Origin of the sequence: Amycolatopsis sp. NPDC004079, assembly GCF_040610415.1 — a bacterium.
Taxonomy (GTDB): domain Bacteria; phylum Actinomycetota; class Actinomycetes; order Mycobacteriales; family Pseudonocardiaceae; genus Amycolatopsis; species Amycolatopsis halotolerans.
This window is the reverse complement of sequence record NZ_JBEXMH010000001.1, coordinates 436,299-454,261: the sequence shown is the minus strand read 5'-3', so window position 1 is coordinate 454,261 and position 17,963 is coordinate 436,299. Positions and strand designations below refer to the sequence as shown.

The 17,963-nt window shown below is 70.7% G+C and carries 16 protein-coding genes; 5 read left to right on the top strand and 11 right to left on the bottom strand.

Annotated elements, in window-relative coordinates; translation table 11 throughout:
- The first annotated feature begins 193 nt into the window (after positions 1 to 193).
- The 4 genes from ABZX37_RS01970 (at position 194) to ABZX37_RS01955 (ending at position 3,174) form a co-directional block, all read left to right on the top strand.
- Positions 194 to 1,192 (top strand): zinc-binding dehydrogenase, encoded by a 999-nt coding sequence (locus ABZX37_RS01970; RefSeq protein ID WP_354735096.1) that lies wholly within the window; start codon positions 194 to 196, stop codon positions 1,190 to 1,192.
- 69 nt (positions 1,193 to 1,261) lie between these two features.
- Positions 1,262 to 1,669 carry a RidA family protein gene (locus tag ABZX37_RS01965; RefSeq protein ID WP_354735095.1) on the top strand — a complete coding sequence of 136 codons (408 nt, stop codon included), beginning with the start codon at positions 1,262 to 1,264 and terminating at the stop codon, positions 1,667 to 1,669.
- 43 nt (positions 1,670 to 1,712) lie between these two features.
- The gene (locus ABZX37_RS01960) at positions 1,713 to 2,567 is read left to right on the top strand and encodes an MBL fold metallo-hydrolase (RefSeq protein WP_354735094.1); all 855 of its coding nucleotides are present in this window, start codon (positions 1,713 to 1,715) and stop codon (positions 2,565 to 2,567) included.
- Positions 2,568 to 2,646: 79 nt separating this feature from the next.
- Positions 2,647 to 3,174 carry a pyridoxamine 5'-phosphate oxidase family protein gene (locus ABZX37_RS01955; protein WP_354735093.1) on the top strand — a complete coding sequence of 176 codons (528 nt, stop codon included), beginning with the start codon at positions 2,647 to 2,649 and terminating at the stop codon, positions 3,172 to 3,174.
- A 677-nt stretch (positions 3,175 to 3,851) separates the two neighbouring features.
- Here ABZX37_RS01955 and ABZX37_RS01950 read toward each other — a convergent pair.
- Positions 3,852 to 4,361: a MarR family transcriptional regulator gene (locus tag ABZX37_RS01950; RefSeq protein ID WP_354735092.1), complete on the bottom strand. Its 510-nt coding sequence runs from the start codon at positions 4,359 to 4,361 to the stop codon at positions 3,852 to 3,854.
- A gap of 55 nt (positions 4,362 to 4,416) precedes the next feature.
- Between ABZX37_RS01950 and ABZX37_RS01945 the strand changes: the two genes are divergently transcribed.
- The gene (locus tag ABZX37_RS01945) at positions 4,417 to 6,366 is read left to right on the top strand and encodes an MFS transporter (RefSeq protein WP_354735091.1); all 1,950 of its coding nucleotides are present in this window, start codon (positions 4,417 to 4,419) and stop codon (positions 6,364 to 6,366) included.
- Here ABZX37_RS01945 and ABZX37_RS01940 read toward each other — a convergent pair.
- From ABZX37_RS01940 to ABZX37_RS01895, 10 genes are all read right to left on the bottom strand, one after another.
- Positions 6,363 to 7,187, bottom strand: coding sequence for a CoA ester lyase (locus tag ABZX37_RS01940; RefSeq protein WP_354735090.1), 825 nt, complete (start codon positions 7,185 to 7,187; stop codon positions 6,363 to 6,365). The two genes, ABZX37_RS01945 and ABZX37_RS01940, sit on opposite strands and share 4 nt — an antisense overlap.
- A complete protein-coding gene (locus ABZX37_RS01935) occupies positions 7,184 to 8,392 on the bottom strand; it encodes a CoA transferase (protein ID WP_354735089.1) in 1,209 nt (402 codons plus the stop codon). The genes ABZX37_RS01940 and ABZX37_RS01935 overlap by 4 nt, the downstream gene beginning before the upstream one ends.
- Positions 8,389 to 10,332 (bottom strand): SUMF1/EgtB/PvdO family nonheme iron enzyme, encoded by a 1,944-nt coding sequence (locus tag ABZX37_RS01930; protein ID WP_354735088.1) that lies wholly within the window; start codon positions 10,330 to 10,332, stop codon positions 8,389 to 8,391. Before ABZX37_RS01930 ends, ABZX37_RS01935 begins: the two co-directional genes overlap by 4 nt.
- Positions 10,329 to 11,231, bottom strand: a complete 903-nt coding sequence (locus ABZX37_RS01925; protein ID WP_354735087.1) for a ribokinase — start codon at positions 11,229 to 11,231, stop codon at positions 10,329 to 10,331. The genes ABZX37_RS01930 and ABZX37_RS01925 overlap by 4 nt, the downstream gene beginning before the upstream one ends.
- Positions 11,228 to 12,547: an ADP-ribosylglycohydrolase family protein gene (locus ABZX37_RS01920; RefSeq protein WP_354735086.1), complete on the bottom strand. Its 1,320-nt coding sequence runs from the start codon at positions 12,545 to 12,547 to the stop codon at positions 11,228 to 11,230. Before ABZX37_RS01920 ends, ABZX37_RS01925 begins: the two co-directional genes overlap by 4 nt.
- Positions 12,544 to 13,704, bottom strand: a complete 1,161-nt coding sequence (locus tag ABZX37_RS01915) for an ADP-ribosylglycohydrolase family protein (protein WP_354735085.1) — start codon at positions 13,702 to 13,704, stop codon at positions 12,544 to 12,546. The genes ABZX37_RS01920 and ABZX37_RS01915 overlap by 4 nt, the downstream gene beginning before the upstream one ends.
- A 94-nt stretch (positions 13,705 to 13,798) precedes the next feature.
- Positions 13,799 to 15,082 (bottom strand): sugar ABC transporter substrate-binding protein, encoded by a 1,284-nt coding sequence (locus ABZX37_RS01910; protein WP_354735084.1) that lies wholly within the window; start codon positions 15,080 to 15,082, stop codon positions 13,799 to 13,801.
- 38 nt (positions 15,083 to 15,120) lie between these two features.
- Positions 15,121 to 15,948 (bottom strand): carbohydrate ABC transporter permease, encoded by an 828-nt coding sequence (locus ABZX37_RS01905; protein WP_116199984.1) that lies wholly within the window; start codon positions 15,946 to 15,948, stop codon positions 15,121 to 15,123.
- A gap of 3 nt (positions 15,949 to 15,951) precedes the next feature.
- The gene (locus ABZX37_RS01900; protein ID WP_354735083.1) at positions 15,952 to 16,905 is read right to left on the bottom strand and encodes a sugar ABC transporter permease; all 954 of its coding nucleotides are present in this window, start codon (positions 16,903 to 16,905) and stop codon (positions 15,952 to 15,954) included.
- A complete protein-coding gene (locus tag ABZX37_RS01895; protein WP_354735082.1) occupies positions 16,902 to 17,927 on the bottom strand; it encodes a LacI family DNA-binding transcriptional regulator in 1,026 nt (341 codons plus the stop codon). Before ABZX37_RS01895 ends, ABZX37_RS01900 begins: the two co-directional genes overlap by 4 nt.
- Positions 17,928 to 17,963 lie beyond the last annotated feature (36 nt).

Genomic DNA, 17,963 nt, shown 5'->3' with positions numbered 1-17,963 from the left:
ATCGCGCACCCGATGCCGAGTGCGGCGAACGGCCCCGCGGCGGCGGCTCGTGGAGTCATATATCCAAACTAATCTAGGGAAAAAGATCAGCTCGGCCCGGTCGGCGCGGCGGCTTGGGAGCGGAAAATTCCCCGCTGTGACGGGATTCGCCCGGCGCACCGCAGAATACGGCCCGGCTGTTACGTTCGCGGACGTGACAACAAAAGTGATGCGGGCAGTGGTGCACGAAGGCGCGGCGGGAGTCGGCGGGGTGCGGGTCGCGGAGGTTCCGGTGCCGCAACCCGGGCCGGGTGAAGTGCTCGTCCGGCTGGAGGCAGCCGGGCTGAACCACCGGGATCTGTTCATCGTGGACAGTCGCACTCCGGCCGATCCTTGGGCCGTGCTGGGCTCGGACGGTGCCGGAGTGATCGTGGCGACGGGTGCGGACACGAGCGTCGAGATCGGCACCGAGGTCGTCATCAACCCGTCCCTCGGCTGGGCTGAGCCGGACGTCGTGCCAGAAATCCCCGCCATCCTCGGGGTGCCGACGAACGGCACGCTGGCCGAGTACGTCGTCGTCCCGGCGGGCAATGTCCTGCCGAAGCCCGCGCACCTGAGCTGGACCGAAGCCGCCGCGCTCCCGCTGGCGGCGCTCACCGCGTACCGGGCGCTGTTCACTCGCGGCGGGCTGACCGCCGGGGAACACGTGCTGCTGCCCGGCATCGGCAGCGGGGTCGCGACCTTCGCCCTCGCCATGGCGAAAGCCGTGGGCGCGACGGTCAGCGTCACCTCGCGCAGCCCCGAAAAACTCGCCAGGGCAACGGAACTGGGCGCCGACCGCGCGATCGGCAGCGGCGGCGACTGGGCCGCCGAACTCGGCGAGCCGGTGGACCTGGTCGTCGACAGCATCGGCTCGGCGACGTTCGATTCCTGTCTCTCGGTACTTCGCTCCGGCGGCCGGATGGTGACGCTCGGCGCGACCACCGGCCCGGACGTCGAGTTGTCGCTGCGCAACCTCTTCTTCCGGCAGATCAGCCTGCTGGGCACGTCGATGGGGAGCGCGCGGGAGTTCTCTCAGGTCGTCGCGCTGGTCACGGAACACCGGCTGCGGCCGGCGGTGCACCGCGTCCACGAACTGGCGGACGGGCCGCGCGCGCTGGGCGGACTGGCTTCCGGGGAGCAGTTCGGCAAGCTGGTCGTCACGATCGGGTGACCGGCCGGTGATTTTCTGTCGGTGGCTCGTGGTGAACTGAGGGCACGAACCAAGGGAGGGGAACACCTGATGAGCAAGCGCTGGAATCCCGGGACGGTCGCGGCGCCGATAGGCCGCTACAGCCACCTCGCGCAGATTCCCGCCGACCACGAGCTGGTCGTCGTGGCCGGGCAGATCGGCGCACGGCCGGACGGCACGCTCGCCGGTCCGGACGCGGAAGCGCAGACGCGCGAGGTGCTGGCGAACATCGAACGCGTGCTCGCCGCGGCGGGAGCCGGGCCGGAGCATCTGGTCAAGGTCTTCAGCATGGTCGCGGGCACCGAACACCTGCCCGGCTTCCGCGCGGCGACCGGCGACGTGTTCAGCCGGTGGTTCCCGGAAAGCGACTGGCCGACGCAGTCGCTGATCGTCGTGGCGGCGCTCGCCAAACCGGAGCTGTTCGTGGAAATCGAGGCGATGGCGGCGGTGCCCCGATGAGCGTGTGCACGGCATTCCCTTTCCCTGAACGACAGGAAACCCGATGACCATCACACTCGGATCGCTGCGGATCGACCCGGTAGCCGAACTGGACCACTGGCCGTTCGCCCCGGCGGACCTGTTCCCGGCAGTCACGCCGGAACACCTGGGGGAGCACCGCGGCGACCTCGACCTGTCGATCACCACGTACCTGGTGCGCACGCCGGACCAGACCGTGCTCCTCGACGCCGGGAACGGCAACGCCAAGGAACGCCCGGTCCTGCTGGCGCACCACCAGTTCGACGCGCCGTACCTGGAGCGCATGGCCGCCGTCGGCGTCGTGCCGGAGGACGTCGACGTCGTGGTGGCGACCCACCTGCACCCCGACCACTGCGGCGGCTTCACTCAGCTGGTCGACGGTTCGTGGGATCCGACGTTCCCGCGCGCCCGGTACCTGATCCCGAGCGAGGAATACGCCTGGCTCCAGCAGGTACACGCGTCGGCGCCGGACGGCGGCGTCGCGGGTGACCTGGCCCGGACGTTCGAAGACAGCGTGCTCCCGGTCGTCGAGGCCGGTCTGGTCGAGTTGATCGACCTGCCGTACGAGGTGACCGGCGGCATCACCCTGCGCGCGATGCCCGGCCACACCACCGCGCACCTGATCGCGGAACTCAACGGCGGCGGTCAGCACGCCTTGGTGAGCGGGGATGTGCTGCACCACCCGTTCCAGTTCGCGAACCTGACGCTCGCCCAGGGCGGCGACGCGGATCCCGCCGCCGCCGCGGAATCCCGGCGGACCCTGTGCGAACTGGCCGTCGAACGGGATGCGCTCCTCCTGCCCGCGCACTTCCCCGTCGGCCGAATCACCCAGGACGGCGACGGTTTCCGCTACCGCCCAGCTACGCCAGGAGGTGCCTGACCCATCCCTTGTGCCGGGGCCGGTTTGGATTTTCGCGAGGCCGGTGTCGATTCGGTGGCGCCCCGTTCGACGCATGGGCATGACTGACTGCGAACCGACCTCAACCCGCAACCTCGACCGCTACGGAAACGCTCCGCTGCCGTGGAGCCGCGCCCGTGCCGTCCTGGCCGCCGACACCCCGACCGCCGACCTGACGTTCTTCGTGGCGACCGTCCGCCCGGACGGACGTCCACACTCGGCAGGCGTGGGCGCAGTCTGGGTGGACGACGCCCTGTACTTCGTCGGCGGACCAGGCACGCGCCGCTCCCGGAACCTCGAGGCGAACCCGGCATGCAGCATTTCGGTACGACTGCGCGGCCTGGACCTGGTGCTGGAAGGCGACGCACACCGAGTCACCGACGTCGACACCGTGGCACGCCTAGCCGAGGTCTACCGCTCCGGCGGCTGGCCAGCTGAGGCGACCGGGGACGCGCTGACGGCACCGTTCAGCGCACCGAGCGCAGGCCCGCCGCCGTGGCACCTGTACCGGCTCACCTTGCGCCGCGCGGTGGGAGTCGCGTCGGAGGAACCGCACGGGGCGACGTGCTGGGAGTTCGCCAGGGGCTGAGCCTGGCGGTTCGCCTTGGTGTGGGTCGCCGTGGTGGAGCCGCATGCGGGGAGTTGGCCGGGGTTCGGCGCGATGGTCTGGTTCTGCCGTGGGCGGCCATGGGAAGCGCCTGCCCGGGAGTTGGCTCGGGGATCGAGAGTGGTCGTGCGGTCCGGTTCTGCTGTGGGCGGCCATGGTGGAAGGGCCTCCCCGGAGTGGGCCCGAGGATTGAAGGTGGTCGTCCGGTTTGGCGCGGGCCACCGTGGTGGAGCTGCCTGCGGGGAGCTCGCCGGGGTTTGGGCGCGGTGGTCTGGTCCTGCTGTGGGCAGTCATGGTGGAAGCGCCTGCTCGGAGTTGGGCCGGGGATCGAGGGTGGTCGTGCGGTTTGGCGCGGGTTGCCGTGGCGGAACCGCAGACTGGGAGTCCGCCGGGGGTCAGGCCCGGCGGCCGGGTTCTGCCGTGGCGTAATCCGGCCGCGGCGGGTGGGAGTTCGCGAGCCGCTGAGTGCGGTCTGCTGCCGAGATGCGGTCAGGGCGGAATCGGAAGCGCGTCCCGCCGGCCGAGCGGTTGGCCCGGCTCGCTGAGCGCACCGCCCCGCGATCTTGCTCCGTCGGGTTCGCGCCACGGGAGCGGCCGTTCGCGAGCGGGGCACTCGGCCAGCAACAGCAGAGCCGCGCGCCCCCGGAAACCGCCGGAAATCAAGCCCGTCCGTCCGGCCCTTCCCACTCCAGCAGCAGTTCCCGCAGGTCGTCGTTCATCCGGTCCTGTTCCGCGTGCGACAAGACGCCCAGCAACCGAGCCTCGGTCTGCGTTTTCATCCCGAACACCTCGAGGGCCCGCGCCAACCCCTCCTCGGTCAGGCTCACCAGGATCTGCCGCCGATCACCGGGGTCGATATCCCGCCGAACCCAGCCCTTGCGTTCCAGCCCGGCCACGCGTTTGGTCACTCCGCCGGACGTCAGGCGCATGCTGTCCAGCAACTGCCCAGCCGAAAGGCGGTACGGGGGACCGGCCCGCTTGAGCGCGCCCAGCAGTTCCACTTCCCACAAACCGACCCCGAAGGCGTCGAACTCGCGGCGCAGTTCCGTTTCCAGCAGGCGGGCGGCGCGCAGCAGGCGGAAGCTCAGCGCCTTGCTGACCCGGTCTTCCTCGCGCACGCCGGTGATCTGCGCCATGACTCCGTCGACGTGGTCTCGCTCCGCTGGCATGGGCGAGTATTCTAACACCGGTAATTATCTTACCGGTCTCGAATCAGGATGGTCCGTGCACGCTTCCCCTGCCCCCGAGCCCGATCCGCAGCGCTGGCGCGCCTTGTGGGTGTGCCTCATCGCGGGGTTCATGACGCTGCTCGACGTCAGCATCGTCAACGTCGCGCTGCCCTCGATGGAGCACGGGATCGGCGCGACGCCCGCGGACGTCTCGTGGGTCGTGTCCGGTTACGCGCTCACGTTCGGGCTCGCGCTGGTGCCCTCAGGACGGCTTGGCGACGACTACGGTCGCCGCCGGATGTTCCTGTTGGGGCTGGTGTTGTTCGTGGCGACCAGCGTCTTGTGCGGTGCGGCGCCGAACGCCACGTGGCTTGTGGTGGCCCGGCTGGGGCAGGGCGTCGCGGGCGGGTTGCTGAACCCGCAGATCATCGGGCTGATGCAGCAGCTGTTCTCCGGTCGCGAGCGGGGCAAGGCGTTCGGCGCGTTCGGGGCGACGGTCGGGCTGTCCACCGCGATCGGGCCGGTGCTGGGCGGGTTGCTGATCCAGGGCATCGGCGTCGACCAGGGGTGGCGCTGGGTGTTTTACGTCAACCTGCCGATCGGGATTCTCGCGATCCTGTTCGGGCTGCGGTTGCTGCCGAAGGACTCGCGCAGCGGCCGGAAGCGGACGCCGGACTTGGTCGGGTCGGTGCTGCTCGGCGTGGCGGTCGTGCTGGTGATGCTGCCGTTAATCGAGCAAGAGGAACAGGCGACGTCGCCGCGCTGGTGGCTGATGGGCGTCGCGGCCGGGTTGCTCGTGCTGTTCGTGCTGTGGGAGCGCTGGCTCGGCAACCGCGGCAAGCAGCCGCTGGTGAACCTGAAGCTGCTGACCGTGCGCAGCTACTCCATGGGTTCCGCGCTCGGCATGGTCTATTTCGCCGGATTCACCGGGATTTTCCTCGTCCTGACGCTGTTTTTCCAGCAGGGCCTCGGCTACACGGCGCTGCAGGCCGGCGCGGCGATGCTCGCGTTCGCGATCGGCTCGGCGATCTCGCCGACCATCGGCGGGCGGCTCGTGCACCGGTTCGGCAGGCCGATGGTCGTCCTCGGCACCTTGCTCGTGGCGATCGGGCTCGCCGCCACCGCGTGGCTCGTCCGCGACTACTCCGGCGCGAACACCGCGTTCGTGCTCGCCGCGCCGTTGTTCGTCGGCGGGTTCGGCAGCGGGCTGGTGATTTCGCCGAACTCGACGCTCGCCTTGGAAGAAGTCCCGCCCGCGGAAGGCGGCACCGCGGCCGGAGTGCTGCAGACCGGGCAGCGGATCGGTTCGGCGGTCGGGACCGCGCTCGGCGGGTCGCTGTTCTTCGGCGAGCTTGGCCGTTCGCACGGGGACTACCACTCGGCGACCGCGCTCGGGCTGATGGGCTCGACCGCGCTGGTCGTGCTCGCGCTGCTGTTCGGCGTCGTCGATGTGGTGCTGTCCCGGACGCGAAAGCGCCGCAGCACGCCGGAAAACAAGCCGTCCGCGGCGATTTCCGGCTCGGTAAGCGGTCTCGCTCCCGCCGAAACCGCCTCGGTAAGCCTGACTTCCTTGGAAACTCACGAAGTACGCCGCACTACCACCGCCGCGGACAGCACGTTCGCCCTCGACGCCCCGGCGGGCGCGTATCTGCTGCTGGTCCAGGCGGGCGGGCGCGAGCCCGTGGCGCGGCACGTGCAGGTGGGCGCCGAACCGGTGCGCGAGGACGTCGAGCTGGCGCGGTCGGTCCGGCTCACCGGCACCGTGCACGCGATCCGCGGTCCGTTCCCCGGAGCCCAGGTCGCGGTGCTGGACGCCGAGGGCGAGGTCCAGCGGGTGACCGTCACGGACGAGGCGGGCCACTACACCGTCGACGATCTCTTCCCCGGCGAGTACACCGTCGTCGTCACCGGGTATCAGCCGGTCGCGGGCCCGGTGCAGTTGACGGACGAAGGTCCGGTCCGGTTCGATCCGTTGCTGCGCTTGGTTTCCGCGGACAAGGTCTAGTCGGCCACCAGCGCCAGCACCGCCAACGCCTGGTCTCGCATCGCGACGTCCAGGAACGTCCCGTCGGCGAGCGCGATCGCGCCCACCCCGGCCTGCGTGGCACCGTCCATTCGGGACAGAACCTCCCGCGCCCGAGCGACCTCGTCCGCCGTCGGCAGGAACGCCGCACGGATCGTCGGCAGCTGCACCGGATGAATCGCCGTCCGGCCGCGGAATCCGAGTGCCCGTCCGGCCCGGCAGCTCTCGGCCAGCCCCTCGAGATCCCGGACGTTCGCGTACACCGACATCGCGGGCGGTGGCAGCCGCGCGGCGCGGGCGGCGTTCACGATCCGGCTGCGTGCCCAGGTGAGTCCGGCTTCGTCGGCGAGCCGCAGGTCGGACCGCAGATCCGCCTCGCCCAGCCCGAGCGACGCCGGCTGCGGGGAAGCGAGCGCGATCTCCAGTGCCCGCTCCACCCCGAGCGCGGACTCGATCAGCGGGTGCAACTCCCTGCCCGGCAAAGCATCGGCGTGCGACCGGACGTCGGCCGAACTCTCGACCTTCGGCAGCCGCGCGCCCACCCACGTCGGCAGCGTGGCGACCGCGGCGACGTCCGCCGCGTGCCACGGCGTGTCCGCGTGGTTGATCCGCACCTGCACCGGACGCGACGCGGGCACGTCGGCCAACAGCCGCATCGCGTTGTCCCGCGCGGCATCCTTCTGCGCGGGCGCGACGGCGTCCTCCAGGTCGACCAGCACGACGTCGGCGTCCGACGCGAGTGCCTTGGCGACGCGGTCGGGCCGGTCCGCGGGGACGTAGAGCAAGGTCAGCGCGGGCGTCATACCGCTCCCTCCGCACGAAGCTCGGCGATTCGCGACGGAGCGAAGCCCAGCGAACCGAGCACCTCGTCGGTGTCCGCGCCGTGCGGTCGTCCGGTGAATCCGATGACGCCGTCGTTGTCCGACAACCGAAAGAGCGGCCCCTGCATCAACGTCGTGCCCAGTTCCGGGTCCTCGATCTCGTGGATCGTGCCCAGCGCGCGGAACTGCGGGTCGGCCACGATGTCGGCGGCGTCGTAGATCGGGGCGACCGCTGCCTGTGCCTCCTCGAACGCGGCCACGACCTCGTCGCGCGTGTGCCGTGCGATCCAGCCGCCGACGGCCTCGTCCAGTTCGTCGGCGTGCGCCGCGCGGTCCGCGCCGGTCGCGAACCACGGTTCGTCCGCCAGTTCCGGACGGCCGACCAGGCGCACGACGCGTTCCGCGATCGACTGTGCCGACGTCGACACCGCCACCCACTGGCCGTCGCTCGTGCGGTAGGTGTTGCGCGGCGCGTTGTTCGTGGACCGGTTGCCGGTGCGCGGCTGGACCGTGCCGAGCTGGTCCCATCGCGTGATCTGCGGTCCGAGCATGGCGAGAATCGGCTCGATGATCGCGACGTCCACGACCTGGCCGCGTCCGGACGCGGTCCGCCCGGCGAGCGCGACCATGATCGCGTACGCGGTGGCCAGCGACGCGACCCCGTCGGCGAGCCCGAACGGCGGCAGCGTCGGCGGGCCGTCCGGTTCGCCGGTGGCTGCCGCGAATCCGCTCATCGCCTCGGCGAGCGTGCCGAAGCCGGGCCGCGAGCGATACGGGCCGAGCTGGCCGAACCCGGTCACCCGGGCCAGAACGAGGCCCGGGTTGCGCGCGGACAGCTCCTCGTAACCGAGGCCCCAGCGTTCGAGAGTGCCCGGGCGGAAGTTCTCGATCACCACGTCCGCGGTCCCGGCGAGCGCCAGGAACACCTCGCGTCCGCCGTCGCTGCCGAGGTTCGCGGTGACGGTGCTTTTGTTGCGCCCCAACGTCTTCCACCACAGATTGACGTCGCCCTTGGCCACCCCGTGCGTGCGCGACGGGTCAGGCCGCGACGGGTGCTCGACCTTGATCACCTCGGCGCCCATGTCGCCGAGGTGCATCGCGGCCATCGGCCCGGCGAACAACGTCGACGCGTCCACGACCCGCAGCCCGGCCAGCGCCCCGGCGGAAGCCTCCCTCGACACGGTCATCGCGTCACGTCCCACGCGCAGCGGAACCCGACGGTCGCGCCGCGCGCCAACCCCAACCCGGGCAGCAGCAGCTTCACGCTGTAATCCGGGGCGTGCCGGCCGCCCTCGACGTACCATTCCGAACCCTCGGCGCGGTAATCGCTGCCGCCCTTGAGCATCACGAACCGGGTCCTCCCGTCGGAGTGTTCGCTTTCCGTCCAGTTCCACACCGCGGGCGTGCCGCGCCGGAGCCCGCCGGTTTCCCCGGCTAGCTGCCATTCGTCCTCGGTGGGCAACCGGCCGCCGCGCCACGCGCAGTACGCACGGGCGTCGTCGAGGTCCACAAAGGTCACCGGCTCGTCCTCGACCAGGCCATCGGCCCAATGCGCGAGGAACCGATGGGGCTCGACCGGCTGGTATCCGGTAGCGGCAAGGAATTCCGCGAACTGGCCGTTCGTCACCTCGGCAGCGGCGACCGCGACCGGCGACGCCAGCGAACCGTCTCGCTGCAGCGTCCGGGCGTCGTGCAGTCGCGGCGGCAACGGCTTCCACTCGTCTACATACGGCGCGCCCTGGTACATCCCGGTCTCGCGCCCGCGGTAGCGCACCGTCAGCACGTACGGCCCGGCAGGCACCACGACCGCGTCGTCCTCGGGCCTGCCCCGAGTCGGCTCGCGAACGACCCGCGTCGCGAGCCGGTGCGGGAAACGAGCGTCCGGATCGTGGGGGAGAGTCGCTACCCGGGACAGCCACGACGGCTCCGCCGCACCCTCGGCGACCCGCAGCAGCGCCGAAATCCCGCGCGCGGGCACCCGCCCGTCGGCGAAAAGATCGATCACCGGCCCGTCAACGACCGGACCGACATAATCCACGGAGCTGCGGTTCACGACCGTCCACAGTGTCCAGTCACCCAGCTCCCAGCGCGACGCGTAAACCCCGGCCGCCTCCGCTTCCGGCGTCAGCGGAGCCAACGGCGTCCACTCACCCTCGCGCAGCAGGTCACCGGCCGCACGCTGCACCGTCACCATCCGCCGCACGGTCGCGGCATCCCGCTGGGACCACCCGACCCACACGCCGAACACGACTTCCCACACCATCACGCCGACGCCGTTCAGCCACGCCGACTGAAGTTCCTCGGTGTGGTCGCGGTGCCATCGCCGCACGTGGTGCTGCATGTGCCGCCGCTCGTACCAGTGCGAACGCAGCACGCCCGGCACCGGCGAATCGGCGAAGAACTGCGCCCACGACGCCGAGTGGTCCTCGATCCGCTCGACCGGCAGCTTCGATTCGCCCTCCAGCACGACCCCGGGCCGCGCGCGTTCGAGCTGCTCGACGAGCGCCGGATCGGCCTTCTTCAACGTGTCCAGGAAGACGCCGTCCGCGCCGAAATCCGCCAGCACCGCGGACAATTCCGCAGCGTCGTCCTCGCCCCGGCGTGTGCCGACGTCCCACGGGTTGTAGTCCACGAATACTCGCACGCCCGCCGAGTGGAACGTCTCGACCAGTTCGCGGAGGCCGGGCACATCGCGGTAGAAATCCCACTGGTTGCGGTCGTCGAGGCCGATCACCGGGTACGCGTGCCACAGCACGACCGCGTCGAGGCCGCCGAACCGCTGGTGCGCGTCGGCGAGGAACCGCTCCGGCGTGAACCGGTGCTCCTCGAACGAATACAACAGCTCGTCCCACAGCCAGACCTGCGCGACGGTGTGGCATCCGGCGGCCCACGCGGCTTCGGGCCGGTCGTAGGCGCGGCCGTGGTAGCTGTGCCGTTCGTGCGCGTCGGCGCGCCATTGCCGCAGCCGAGCCCGCCATTCCGGACGGTCGGCAGGATTCGCCGGGCCGACGAAGATCTTGGCCTCGTCCAGCGCGACGAGCTGTTCAGCCGACAGGGGAGTGCCCAGCGGGACCTCGGTCGGCTGGTCGATCGGGCGCGGGACGAGCGGGTCGAACACGTACGTCATCGGGCGTTTCCTCCGGTCGCGAACTCAGCGAACTCGGCGACCTCCGCAGCGGTCGGCACGGCGGACTGCGCGCCGGGCCGGGTGACAGCGAGCGCGGCGGCGGCCCCGGCGCGCTCGGCGGCTTCGCGAAGCGGACGACCCTCGGCGAGCACCGCCGCGAGCACGCCGCAGAACGTGTCCCCGGCTCCAGTCGTGTCCACCGGGGACACTCGGAACCCGGGCAGGTGCACGATTTCCGCTTCGGCGACCACACAACCGGCCGCCCCGAGCGTGATCACCACAGCGGGCGCGCGCTGCTGCAGGGTCCGGGCCAGCTCCTCGGGCGAGCCCGGCGTCCCAGCCAGGTCCGCGGCTTCATGCTCGTTGACGATCAGCACGTCGAGGTCAAGATCCGGCAGCGGCCGGGAAGGCGCGGCGTTGAGCACCATCCGCGCACCAGATCGCCGGGCCGCGGCAGCAGCGGTTACGGCCTCGAGCGGAATTTCCAGCTGCGCGAGCACAACGTCCGCCGAAGCGATCCGCTCAAGCTGTGTCTCGGCGAGCGAGAGCCGTGAATTGGCCCCAGGCGCGACCACAATGGAGTTCTCGCCGTCCGGCGACACCATGATGAACGCGGTGCCGGTCGCACTGTCCACTCGAGACACCAGGTCAGTGCGCACCCCGGCCTTCGTCAACGACGCCAACAGAAACTCGGCACCGTCATCGACACCGAACGCTCCGAGGAACGTCGTCTCCGCCCCACCGGCGAGTGCTGCGGCGACCGCCTGATTGGCCCCCTTGCCACCGGGACTGCGCCGCACATCCCCGCCGAGAACGGTCTCGCCCCCGCGCGGCTGCCGCGGCACGTCGACCACCAGATCGACATTCGCCGACCCGACGACAGCAACCCGCCCGGTCATCGCGTCACCCCGGCCGTCCGCGCGGCGAGATCGGTGATCCGCTGCTCGCCGCCGGGCAGCGACGTCGCGATCCGGTTGTCGAGCGGCTTCGTCCACTGCTCGCCGATCCCGTCCACACCCAGCAACGCGCCAACGACCCCGCCGACCGTCGCAGCCGCGGAATCCGTGTCCCAGCCAGCCGTGACAGCGAGCGAGATGCTCTGCCCGAAGTCGCCATCGCCGCGAGTCAGCGCGTACGCGATCACCGCCGCGTTGTTGAGCACGTGCACCCAATGCAGGTCGCCGTATTCGGCGTGGAGCCGGTCCAGCCCGTCGTCGTACGCAGCAGCTTCCCGCCCAAACCGGACCGCCGCGGCCAGCCGACTGTGAGGCGGCAGAACAGTTTCCGCCGCATCGAGGACATTGTGGACGGAGTCGCACACCATCGCGCCCGACGCCAGCGCAGCTGCCCACATCGCGCCGTAGATGCCGTTGCGAGTATGGCTGAGCCGCGCGTCGACCCACGCGAGCCGCGCGGCGCCGCGGACGTCTCCGGGGGAGACCCAGCCGAAGACGTCGGTCCGGATCAACGCCCCGATCCACTCGCGGAACGGGTTGAGGTGCGTCGCGGTCTCCGGCACCGGCCGCGCGTCCAGCAGATTCCGGTACGCGGCGCGCTCGGCGGTGAACACCCGCCCGGCGGGCAGTTGTTCCAGCCAGAGCTGCGCGACGTCGTCAGCAGTGAACTCGCGGCCGTGCCGTTCCAGCAGCGTGAGCGCGAGGATCGGGTAGTTGAGGTCGTCGTCCTCCGGCATCCCGGAGATGTTCTCCTCAAGGGAAGTCGGCCGGGAGCGCCGGTTCCACGGCCACCGCGCCGCGACGTCTTCGGGCAGGCCGACCTCGGTGAACCACCGGTCCAGCGGCCAGCGGCCGGTCGCGCGCAGGATCTCCTCGATGCCCTCGCGCGGGATCTTCTCGACCGGCTTCCCGAGCAGGCACCCCGCCGCCCGGCCGGTCCACGCGCCGAGCGTGCGGTCCGCGACGGGCCGGGGGAGGACCGGCGCGGCCGGGAGCAGCGCGGCGATCGCGTCCCAGTCGTCCGGCTCGTGCGGCGCGGGAGGACAGGGGAGTGCGGCCAGTTCCTCCAGCAGCGTCCGGGCCAGCGCCCGCAACGCTGGGGGCGCCGGCCGCGGTCCTGCCCCGCTCACGGCGGGCACCGGATCGCCGCCGGCGGCGATCCAGCGCTCCCGCACCGAGGTCGCGTCCTTGCCCTCCGCGGCGGACTGGACGAACTCGTGCGCGAGCAGGTCTTCGGGCTGAGCCCAGGTCAGCCTCATGCGGCGGCCAGCGCGTCGAGAGCGGCGAGCCGCGCCTGGGTTCGCGCGCGGTCGGCCTTCACGATGTCCGTCGCGGCGGACGCGAGCAGCAGCCCGGTCTCACGCAGATCCATCTTGCTGGCCTCGCCGATCGGATCGATCCACTCGTCCGGCACCGAAGCCGCCCCGCCGAGCCCGGCGCAGAGCGCACCCGCCATCGACGCGATCGAGTCCGCGTCCCGGCCGTAGTTCACCGAACCCAGCACCGCTCCGCGGTAGTCGCCCTGGTGTCCCAGCACAAACCCGAGCGCGGCGGGCAATTCCTCGATCGCCTTGGTCCGCGACGGCCGCCGTGCGTCCATCGACATCTGCCGGTACTCCGGCCCGACCGAATCGAACGGCGCGACGACCTCGCGGATCTTCCGCGCGAGCGCCCGCTCCTCGTCGTCGGTCTTGGGCGTGGCGTTCCACCCCTCGAAGGCTTCGACGACAGCCCGCAGCGCCGCCAAAGTCCCGTCGTGCGACACCGCGAGCGCGGCCCGCACGATGTCGTCCAGCCGGGCGCCGGGCGCGACCGAAGCGGCGACCATCGCGGCCAGCACCCCGGCGGCCTCGCGGCCGTAGCTGGACTGATGCGGCGCGGTCAGGTCGATCGCCTCGGCATACGCCGCCTGCGGATCACCCGGGTTCACGACGCCGACCGGCGCGATGTACATCGCGGCGCCGCAGTTCACGATGTTGCCGACACCAGCCTCACGCGGGTCCACGTGGCCGTAGTGCAGCTTCGCGACGATCCACTTCTCGGCGAGGAACACCCGCTGCAGCAATAGCGCTGTCGACTCCAGCTCCGGCACCCAGCGCGGCTCGCCGATCATCAGCGGCACCAGGTCCTCGGCCATCGAGTACGCGTCGAGATGCGCGCGGCGCTTCGCGTACACCTCCACGATCGCGCGGGTCATCAAGGTGTCGTCGGTGATGTGCCCGTCGCCCTTGTGGTACGGCGCGATCGGGCGCGCGTCCCGCCAGTTCGGGTACCAGGGCGGGACGATCCCGGTCACCCGGCCGCCGTGGCGCTCCTCGATCTGCTCGGGCGTCCACCCTTCGGTCGCGCCGCCGAGCGCGTCCCCCACTGCCGCGCCGGTGATCACTGCCACCGCGCGGTCCTCCAGCCAGGTCACCGGCTTGCGTCCCTTCGTTCCCCGGCGCGGGCACTGCCGCCCGCGCCTGTTGTGCGCGCCGGGACCGGACGCGTGCCCGGTCCCGGCGCGGCGGTCACTTGCCGACGCTCTTCCAGCCGTCCTTCAGCTGCTGCGCCAGCGTGGTCGCGTCGATCTGGTTCGCCAGGAAGCGCTGGTAGGCAGGCGTCGCGACAGTGTCCTTCCACTGCGCGTACTTGCCGGCGAACAGATACGGCGCGGAGGTCAGGTACTTGCCCGACGCCAGGATGGTGCTCCAGCCCTTCTTGGCGCCGAGCTTCTTGTCCAGCGCCTCGCGAGCGGAGTTGCTCGCCGGGATCAGCGTGTCGGCCTCGTTGAGCGCGGCGAGGTTCTCGGTGCCGGTGAAGAAGTCCAGGAACTTCGCGGCCTGCTCGACGTGCTTGGAGTCCTTGTTGACCGACAGCGTCTGCGGGTTCGCCGCCTGCGCCGGTCCGGCCGGGCCGGCGATCGGGGGCAGCGCGACCCAGTCGAGGTCCTTCGGCGCGTCCTTCTCGATGTTCGCCGCCTGGTACGAGCCCTGCACGGTCATCGCGACCTGGCCCGCGTAGAACGGGGCCAGCGCCTTGCCGCCGGACTGGGTCAGCGTCACCGGCAGGATCGAGTGGTCGGTCGCGTTCATGTCGTGCACCAGCTGCGGCAGCGCCATCTCGCCCTGGCCGACGCTGATCTGCGCCTGGTCGCCGGTGCCCTCGAAGTACTTGCCGCCGAACGCCGGGGCCATCGCCACGAACGTCGCGGTCGGGCTCGACAGGCCCCAGCCGAGGCCGTATTTGCCGTCCTTCGTGGCGGTCTTGGCCAGTTGGCGCAGCTGGTCCCAGGTCATCGTCTCGCCGGTCGGGACCTGCGCGCCGGACTGCTCCAGCAGCTTCTTGTTCGCGAAGACCACATAGGACTGCAGCTCGGTCGGGTACGCGACGACCTTGCTGTCGACCGTCACCGAGTCGAGCACGCCCTTCGGGATGTCCGCGCGCTTCTGCTCGGTCAGGTAAGGGGAGAGGTCGGCGAGGTAGCCGTCGGCGGCGAACGGCCCGATCCCGGCGGCCTCGTAGTGCACGATGTCCGGCGCGGTGCCCGCGTTGAACTGGGTGATCAGCTTGTCGTAGGCGCTGTCCCAACCGGCCTGGACGACCTTCACCTGCGTGTCCGGATGCGCCTGGTTCCACGCGCCGACGATCTTGTTCGTGGCGGCGATCGCGGCGGGCTGGTCCGACAGCGACTGGAAGGTGAGGGTGACCGGTCCGCCGTCCCCGCTGCCGCTGTCCGCGCCGCTGCCGCACGCCGCGGCGAGCAGGCTGGTGAGGGCGAGGCTGGCGGCGATGGCCGCGCGTCGTGTCTTCATCGACCGACCTTTCGAGGGTGTTTCCGATGGGGTGGGGCTCATCCCTTCACCGCCCCGGCCATGAGGCCGCCGGTGAGTTTCTTCCGCAGGAGGCTGAAGAAGGCGATGCTCGGGATCGCCGCGAGCACGGCGCCCGCGGCCAGCGGACCGAGGGCGACCTTGCCCTCGCCGCCGATGAACATGGTGAGCGTGATCGGCAGCGTGTAGTTCTCCGGCGACTGCAGCAGCACCAGCGCGAAGAAGAACTCGTTCCACGACGACACGAAGCTGAACATCGCGGTCGCGACCACGCCCGGGGCCAGCAGCGGGAACACGATGGTGCGCAGCACGGTGAACCGGGTCGCGCCGTCCATCGCCCCGGCCTCCTCGAGGTCGACCGGGATCGCCGCGACGTAGCCCTGCAGCATCCACAGCGCGAACGGGAGGATGTAGGTGGTGTGCACGAGTGTCAGCCCGACGAGGCTGTCGGCGAGACCGAGCGTCCGCAGCACGAGGAACAGCGGCAGGATCACCAGCACCACCGGGAACACCTGGCTGACCAGGATCCAGGTGACGCCGGCGACGCGCAGCTTCCCCTTGAGCCGCGCCAGCACGTAGGCCGCGGGCACCGAGATCAAGATCGCGAGGACGGTGCTGGCCAGCGCGACCAGCAGGCTGTTGAACGCCGAATGCAGCAGGCCCTGGCGGGAGAGCGCTTCGCCGTAGTTGTCCCAATGCCATTCGCTCGGGACCAGGTTGACCGACAGGGAGTTCAGCTCCGCCGACGACTTCACCGACGCGGAAATCAGCCACAGCAACGGGAAACCGAGGAACAGCAGGTACAGCACGAGAGCCAGGTACTGCGCGGGGCGCACGGACCAGCGCATCGCTCACCGCCCCCTTTCCGGGCGGTCGCCGCGGAACTGCGACCGCAGGTAGATCGCGAGCAGCGCGACGACCACGATGACGAGGACCAGCCCCATCGCGGCGGCGTAGCCGATCTCGCGGTTCTTGAACGCTTCGAGATACACGAACAGCACCGGGACCATGGTTTTGCCGCCCGGGCCGCCCGCGGTGAGCACGTACACGAGCGAGAAGGAATTGAAGTTCCAGATGAAGTTCAGCGAGGTAATGGAGCTGACGATCGGACGCATGCTCGGCCAGGTGACTGCGGTGAACCGTCGCCACGCACCAGCTCCGTCGACCGCGGCCGCCTCGTGGAGTTCAGCCGGGATCTGTTGCAGGCCAGCGAGAAGCGTCACGGTGGTCTGCGGCATGCCTACCCAGACGCCGACCACGATCACCGCGGGCAAGGCGGTGTTGAAATCGCCGAGCCAGTTGATTCCGTCCGGGAGGCCGATGCTGCCGAGAAATGCGTTGAGCGGTCCGCCGTTGGCCGAGTAGATCATTTGCCACATAATCGCGACGACCACCGGCGGCATCGCCCACGGAATGAGCGCGAGCACCCTCGTGAGGCCCTGGAGTTTGAGGCCGGAGTTGAGCAGCAGCGCCAGGCCCATCGCGGCGGCCAGCTGCAGGACGGTCACCCCGACCGTCCAGATCAGCCCGATCCGCAGCGAGTCCCAGAACAGCGAGTTCCCGCCGAGGCGGACGAAATTGTCGATCCCGGCGAAGCCGAAGTCCGGATGCCGCACCAGCCGCGTGTCGGTGAACGCCAGCACGATGCCGATGACCAGCGGGGCCACCGACAGCACCAGGATCGGGATCAGTGACGGCAGCACCAGCGCGATCGCCTCGCGCCGGCGCGTGCGGGCCCGCGTGGTCTTCTTCGGGCGCGGCGGGGGAGCGGGGGCGGCTCGCCTCGGCTCGATCGCGGTGATCATTCCGCGTCCTCCACGTTCTGGTCCACGGTGGATTCCCGGACGAACAGCTCGGTGCCGACCGAGATCTGCCGCGCCGGCGCGTCCGCGTCGTCGGTGAGCCCGAGCATCAGCCGGGCGGCGGCGCGCCCGCGTTCGGCCGAACCGAGGGACACACTGGTCAACCGGGGCAAGAAAACCTGTCCGAGCTCGGTGTCGTCCATGCCGGTGACGGCGACGTCGCGCGGGATGCTGAGCCCGAGTTCCCGGGCGGCGCGGACAGCCCCGATGGCGAGCAGGTCGTTGGCCGCGACGATGGCGTCCGGCCTATGTGGACGGTCGAGCAGCTTACGGGCGGCCTCGATCCCCGCTGCGACAGTGAAATCGGCGGCGACCTCGACGTCCGTCTTGGCGGCGAAGTCCTTCGCGGACACCGCTTCGTCGAAGCCGCGCTGCCGCGAGGAGCCCGGCGTGGTGTCGAGCGGCCCGTTGAGGAAGCCGATCCGGCGGCGGCCCAGGGAAACGACGTGCTGCACCGCCGCGCCGATCCCGGCGGCGGAATCCGTGGAGACCGAACTGATCCCGCGGTCGCTCATCGCACGGCCGATCACCACGACCGGCACCGGCGCCCGGCCGATCTGCTCGATCAGCTCGTCGTCGGTGCGCAGCGGGATGACGATCATGCCGTCGACGAACCCGCCGTGCAGGCTGTGCGTCAGTTCGGTCGTCGAGGCCGCGGTGTCCCCAGTGGACATGACGACGACCCGATACCCGTGCGGCGCAAGGACTTCGTGGATGCCGCGCATGATCTCGACGTAGACCGGGTTGCCGATGTCCGCCACCGCGAACGCGATCTGCGACGTCTTCTTCAGCCGCAACGACCGCCCGATCGCGTCCGCGCTGTACCCGAGTTCCGCCGCGGCCGCCCGCACACGTTCGACCATCGCCTTGCTCGCGCCGGTCCCGTGCAGCGCGCGCGAGGTCGAAGCCAGCGACACGCCGGCGCGCTCGGCCACCTGGATCAGCGTGGCTCGGGTTGACGTCATCGTCCCTCCCAGTCGGACACAGCGAGCAACAGTGCG

Excerpts from the sequence above, each read along its gene's own strand:
- ABZX37_RS01900 (WP_354735083.1), bottom strand. The coding sequence starts at position 16,905 with ATGATCACCGCGATCGAGCCGAGGCGAGCCGCCCCCGCTCCCCCGCCG.
- ABZX37_RS01925 (WP_354735087.1), bottom strand. The coding sequence starts at position 11,231 with ATGACCGGGCGGGTTGCTGTCGTCGGGTCGGCGAATGTCGATCTGGTG.
- ABZX37_RS01940 (WP_354735090.1), bottom strand. The coding sequence starts at position 7,187 with ATGACGCCCGCGCTGACCTTGCTCTACGTCCCCGCGGACCGGCCCGAC.
- ABZX37_RS01960 (WP_354735094.1), top strand. The coding sequence starts at position 1,713 with ATGACCATCACACTCGGATCGCTGCGGATCGACCCGGTAGCCGAACTG.
- ABZX37_RS01935 (WP_354735089.1), bottom strand. The coding sequence starts at position 8,392 with ATGACCGTGTCGAGGGAGGCTTCCGCCGGGGCGCTGGCCGGGCTGCGG.
- ABZX37_RS01955 (WP_354735093.1), top strand. The coding sequence starts at position 2,647 with ATGACTGACTGCGAACCGACCTCAACCCGCAACCTCGACCGCTACGGA.
- ABZX37_RS01920 (WP_354735086.1), bottom strand. The coding sequence starts at position 12,547 with ATGAGGCTGACCTGGGCTCAGCCCGAAGACCTGCTCGCGCACGAGTTC.
- ABZX37_RS01950 (WP_354735092.1), bottom strand. The coding sequence starts at position 4,361 with ATGCCAGCGGAGCGAGACCACGTCGACGGAGTCATGGCGCAGATCACC.
- ABZX37_RS01905 (WP_116199984.1), bottom strand. The coding sequence starts at position 15,948 with ATGCGCTGGTCCGTGCGCCCCGCGCAGTACCTGGCTCTCGTGCTGTAC.
- ABZX37_RS01910 (WP_354735084.1), bottom strand. The coding sequence starts at position 15,082 with ATGAAGACACGACGCGCGGCCATCGCCGCCAGCCTCGCCCTCACCAGC.
- ABZX37_RS01895 (WP_354735082.1), bottom strand. The coding sequence starts at position 17,927 with ATGACGTCAACCCGAGCCACGCTGATCCAGGTGGCCGAGCGCGCCGGC.
- ABZX37_RS01930 (WP_354735088.1), bottom strand. The coding sequence starts at position 10,332 with ATGACGTACGTGTTCGACCCGCTCGTCCCGCGCCCGATCGACCAGCCG.
- ABZX37_RS01965 (WP_354735095.1), top strand. The coding sequence starts at position 1,262 with ATGAGCAAGCGCTGGAATCCCGGGACGGTCGCGGCGCCGATAGGCCGC.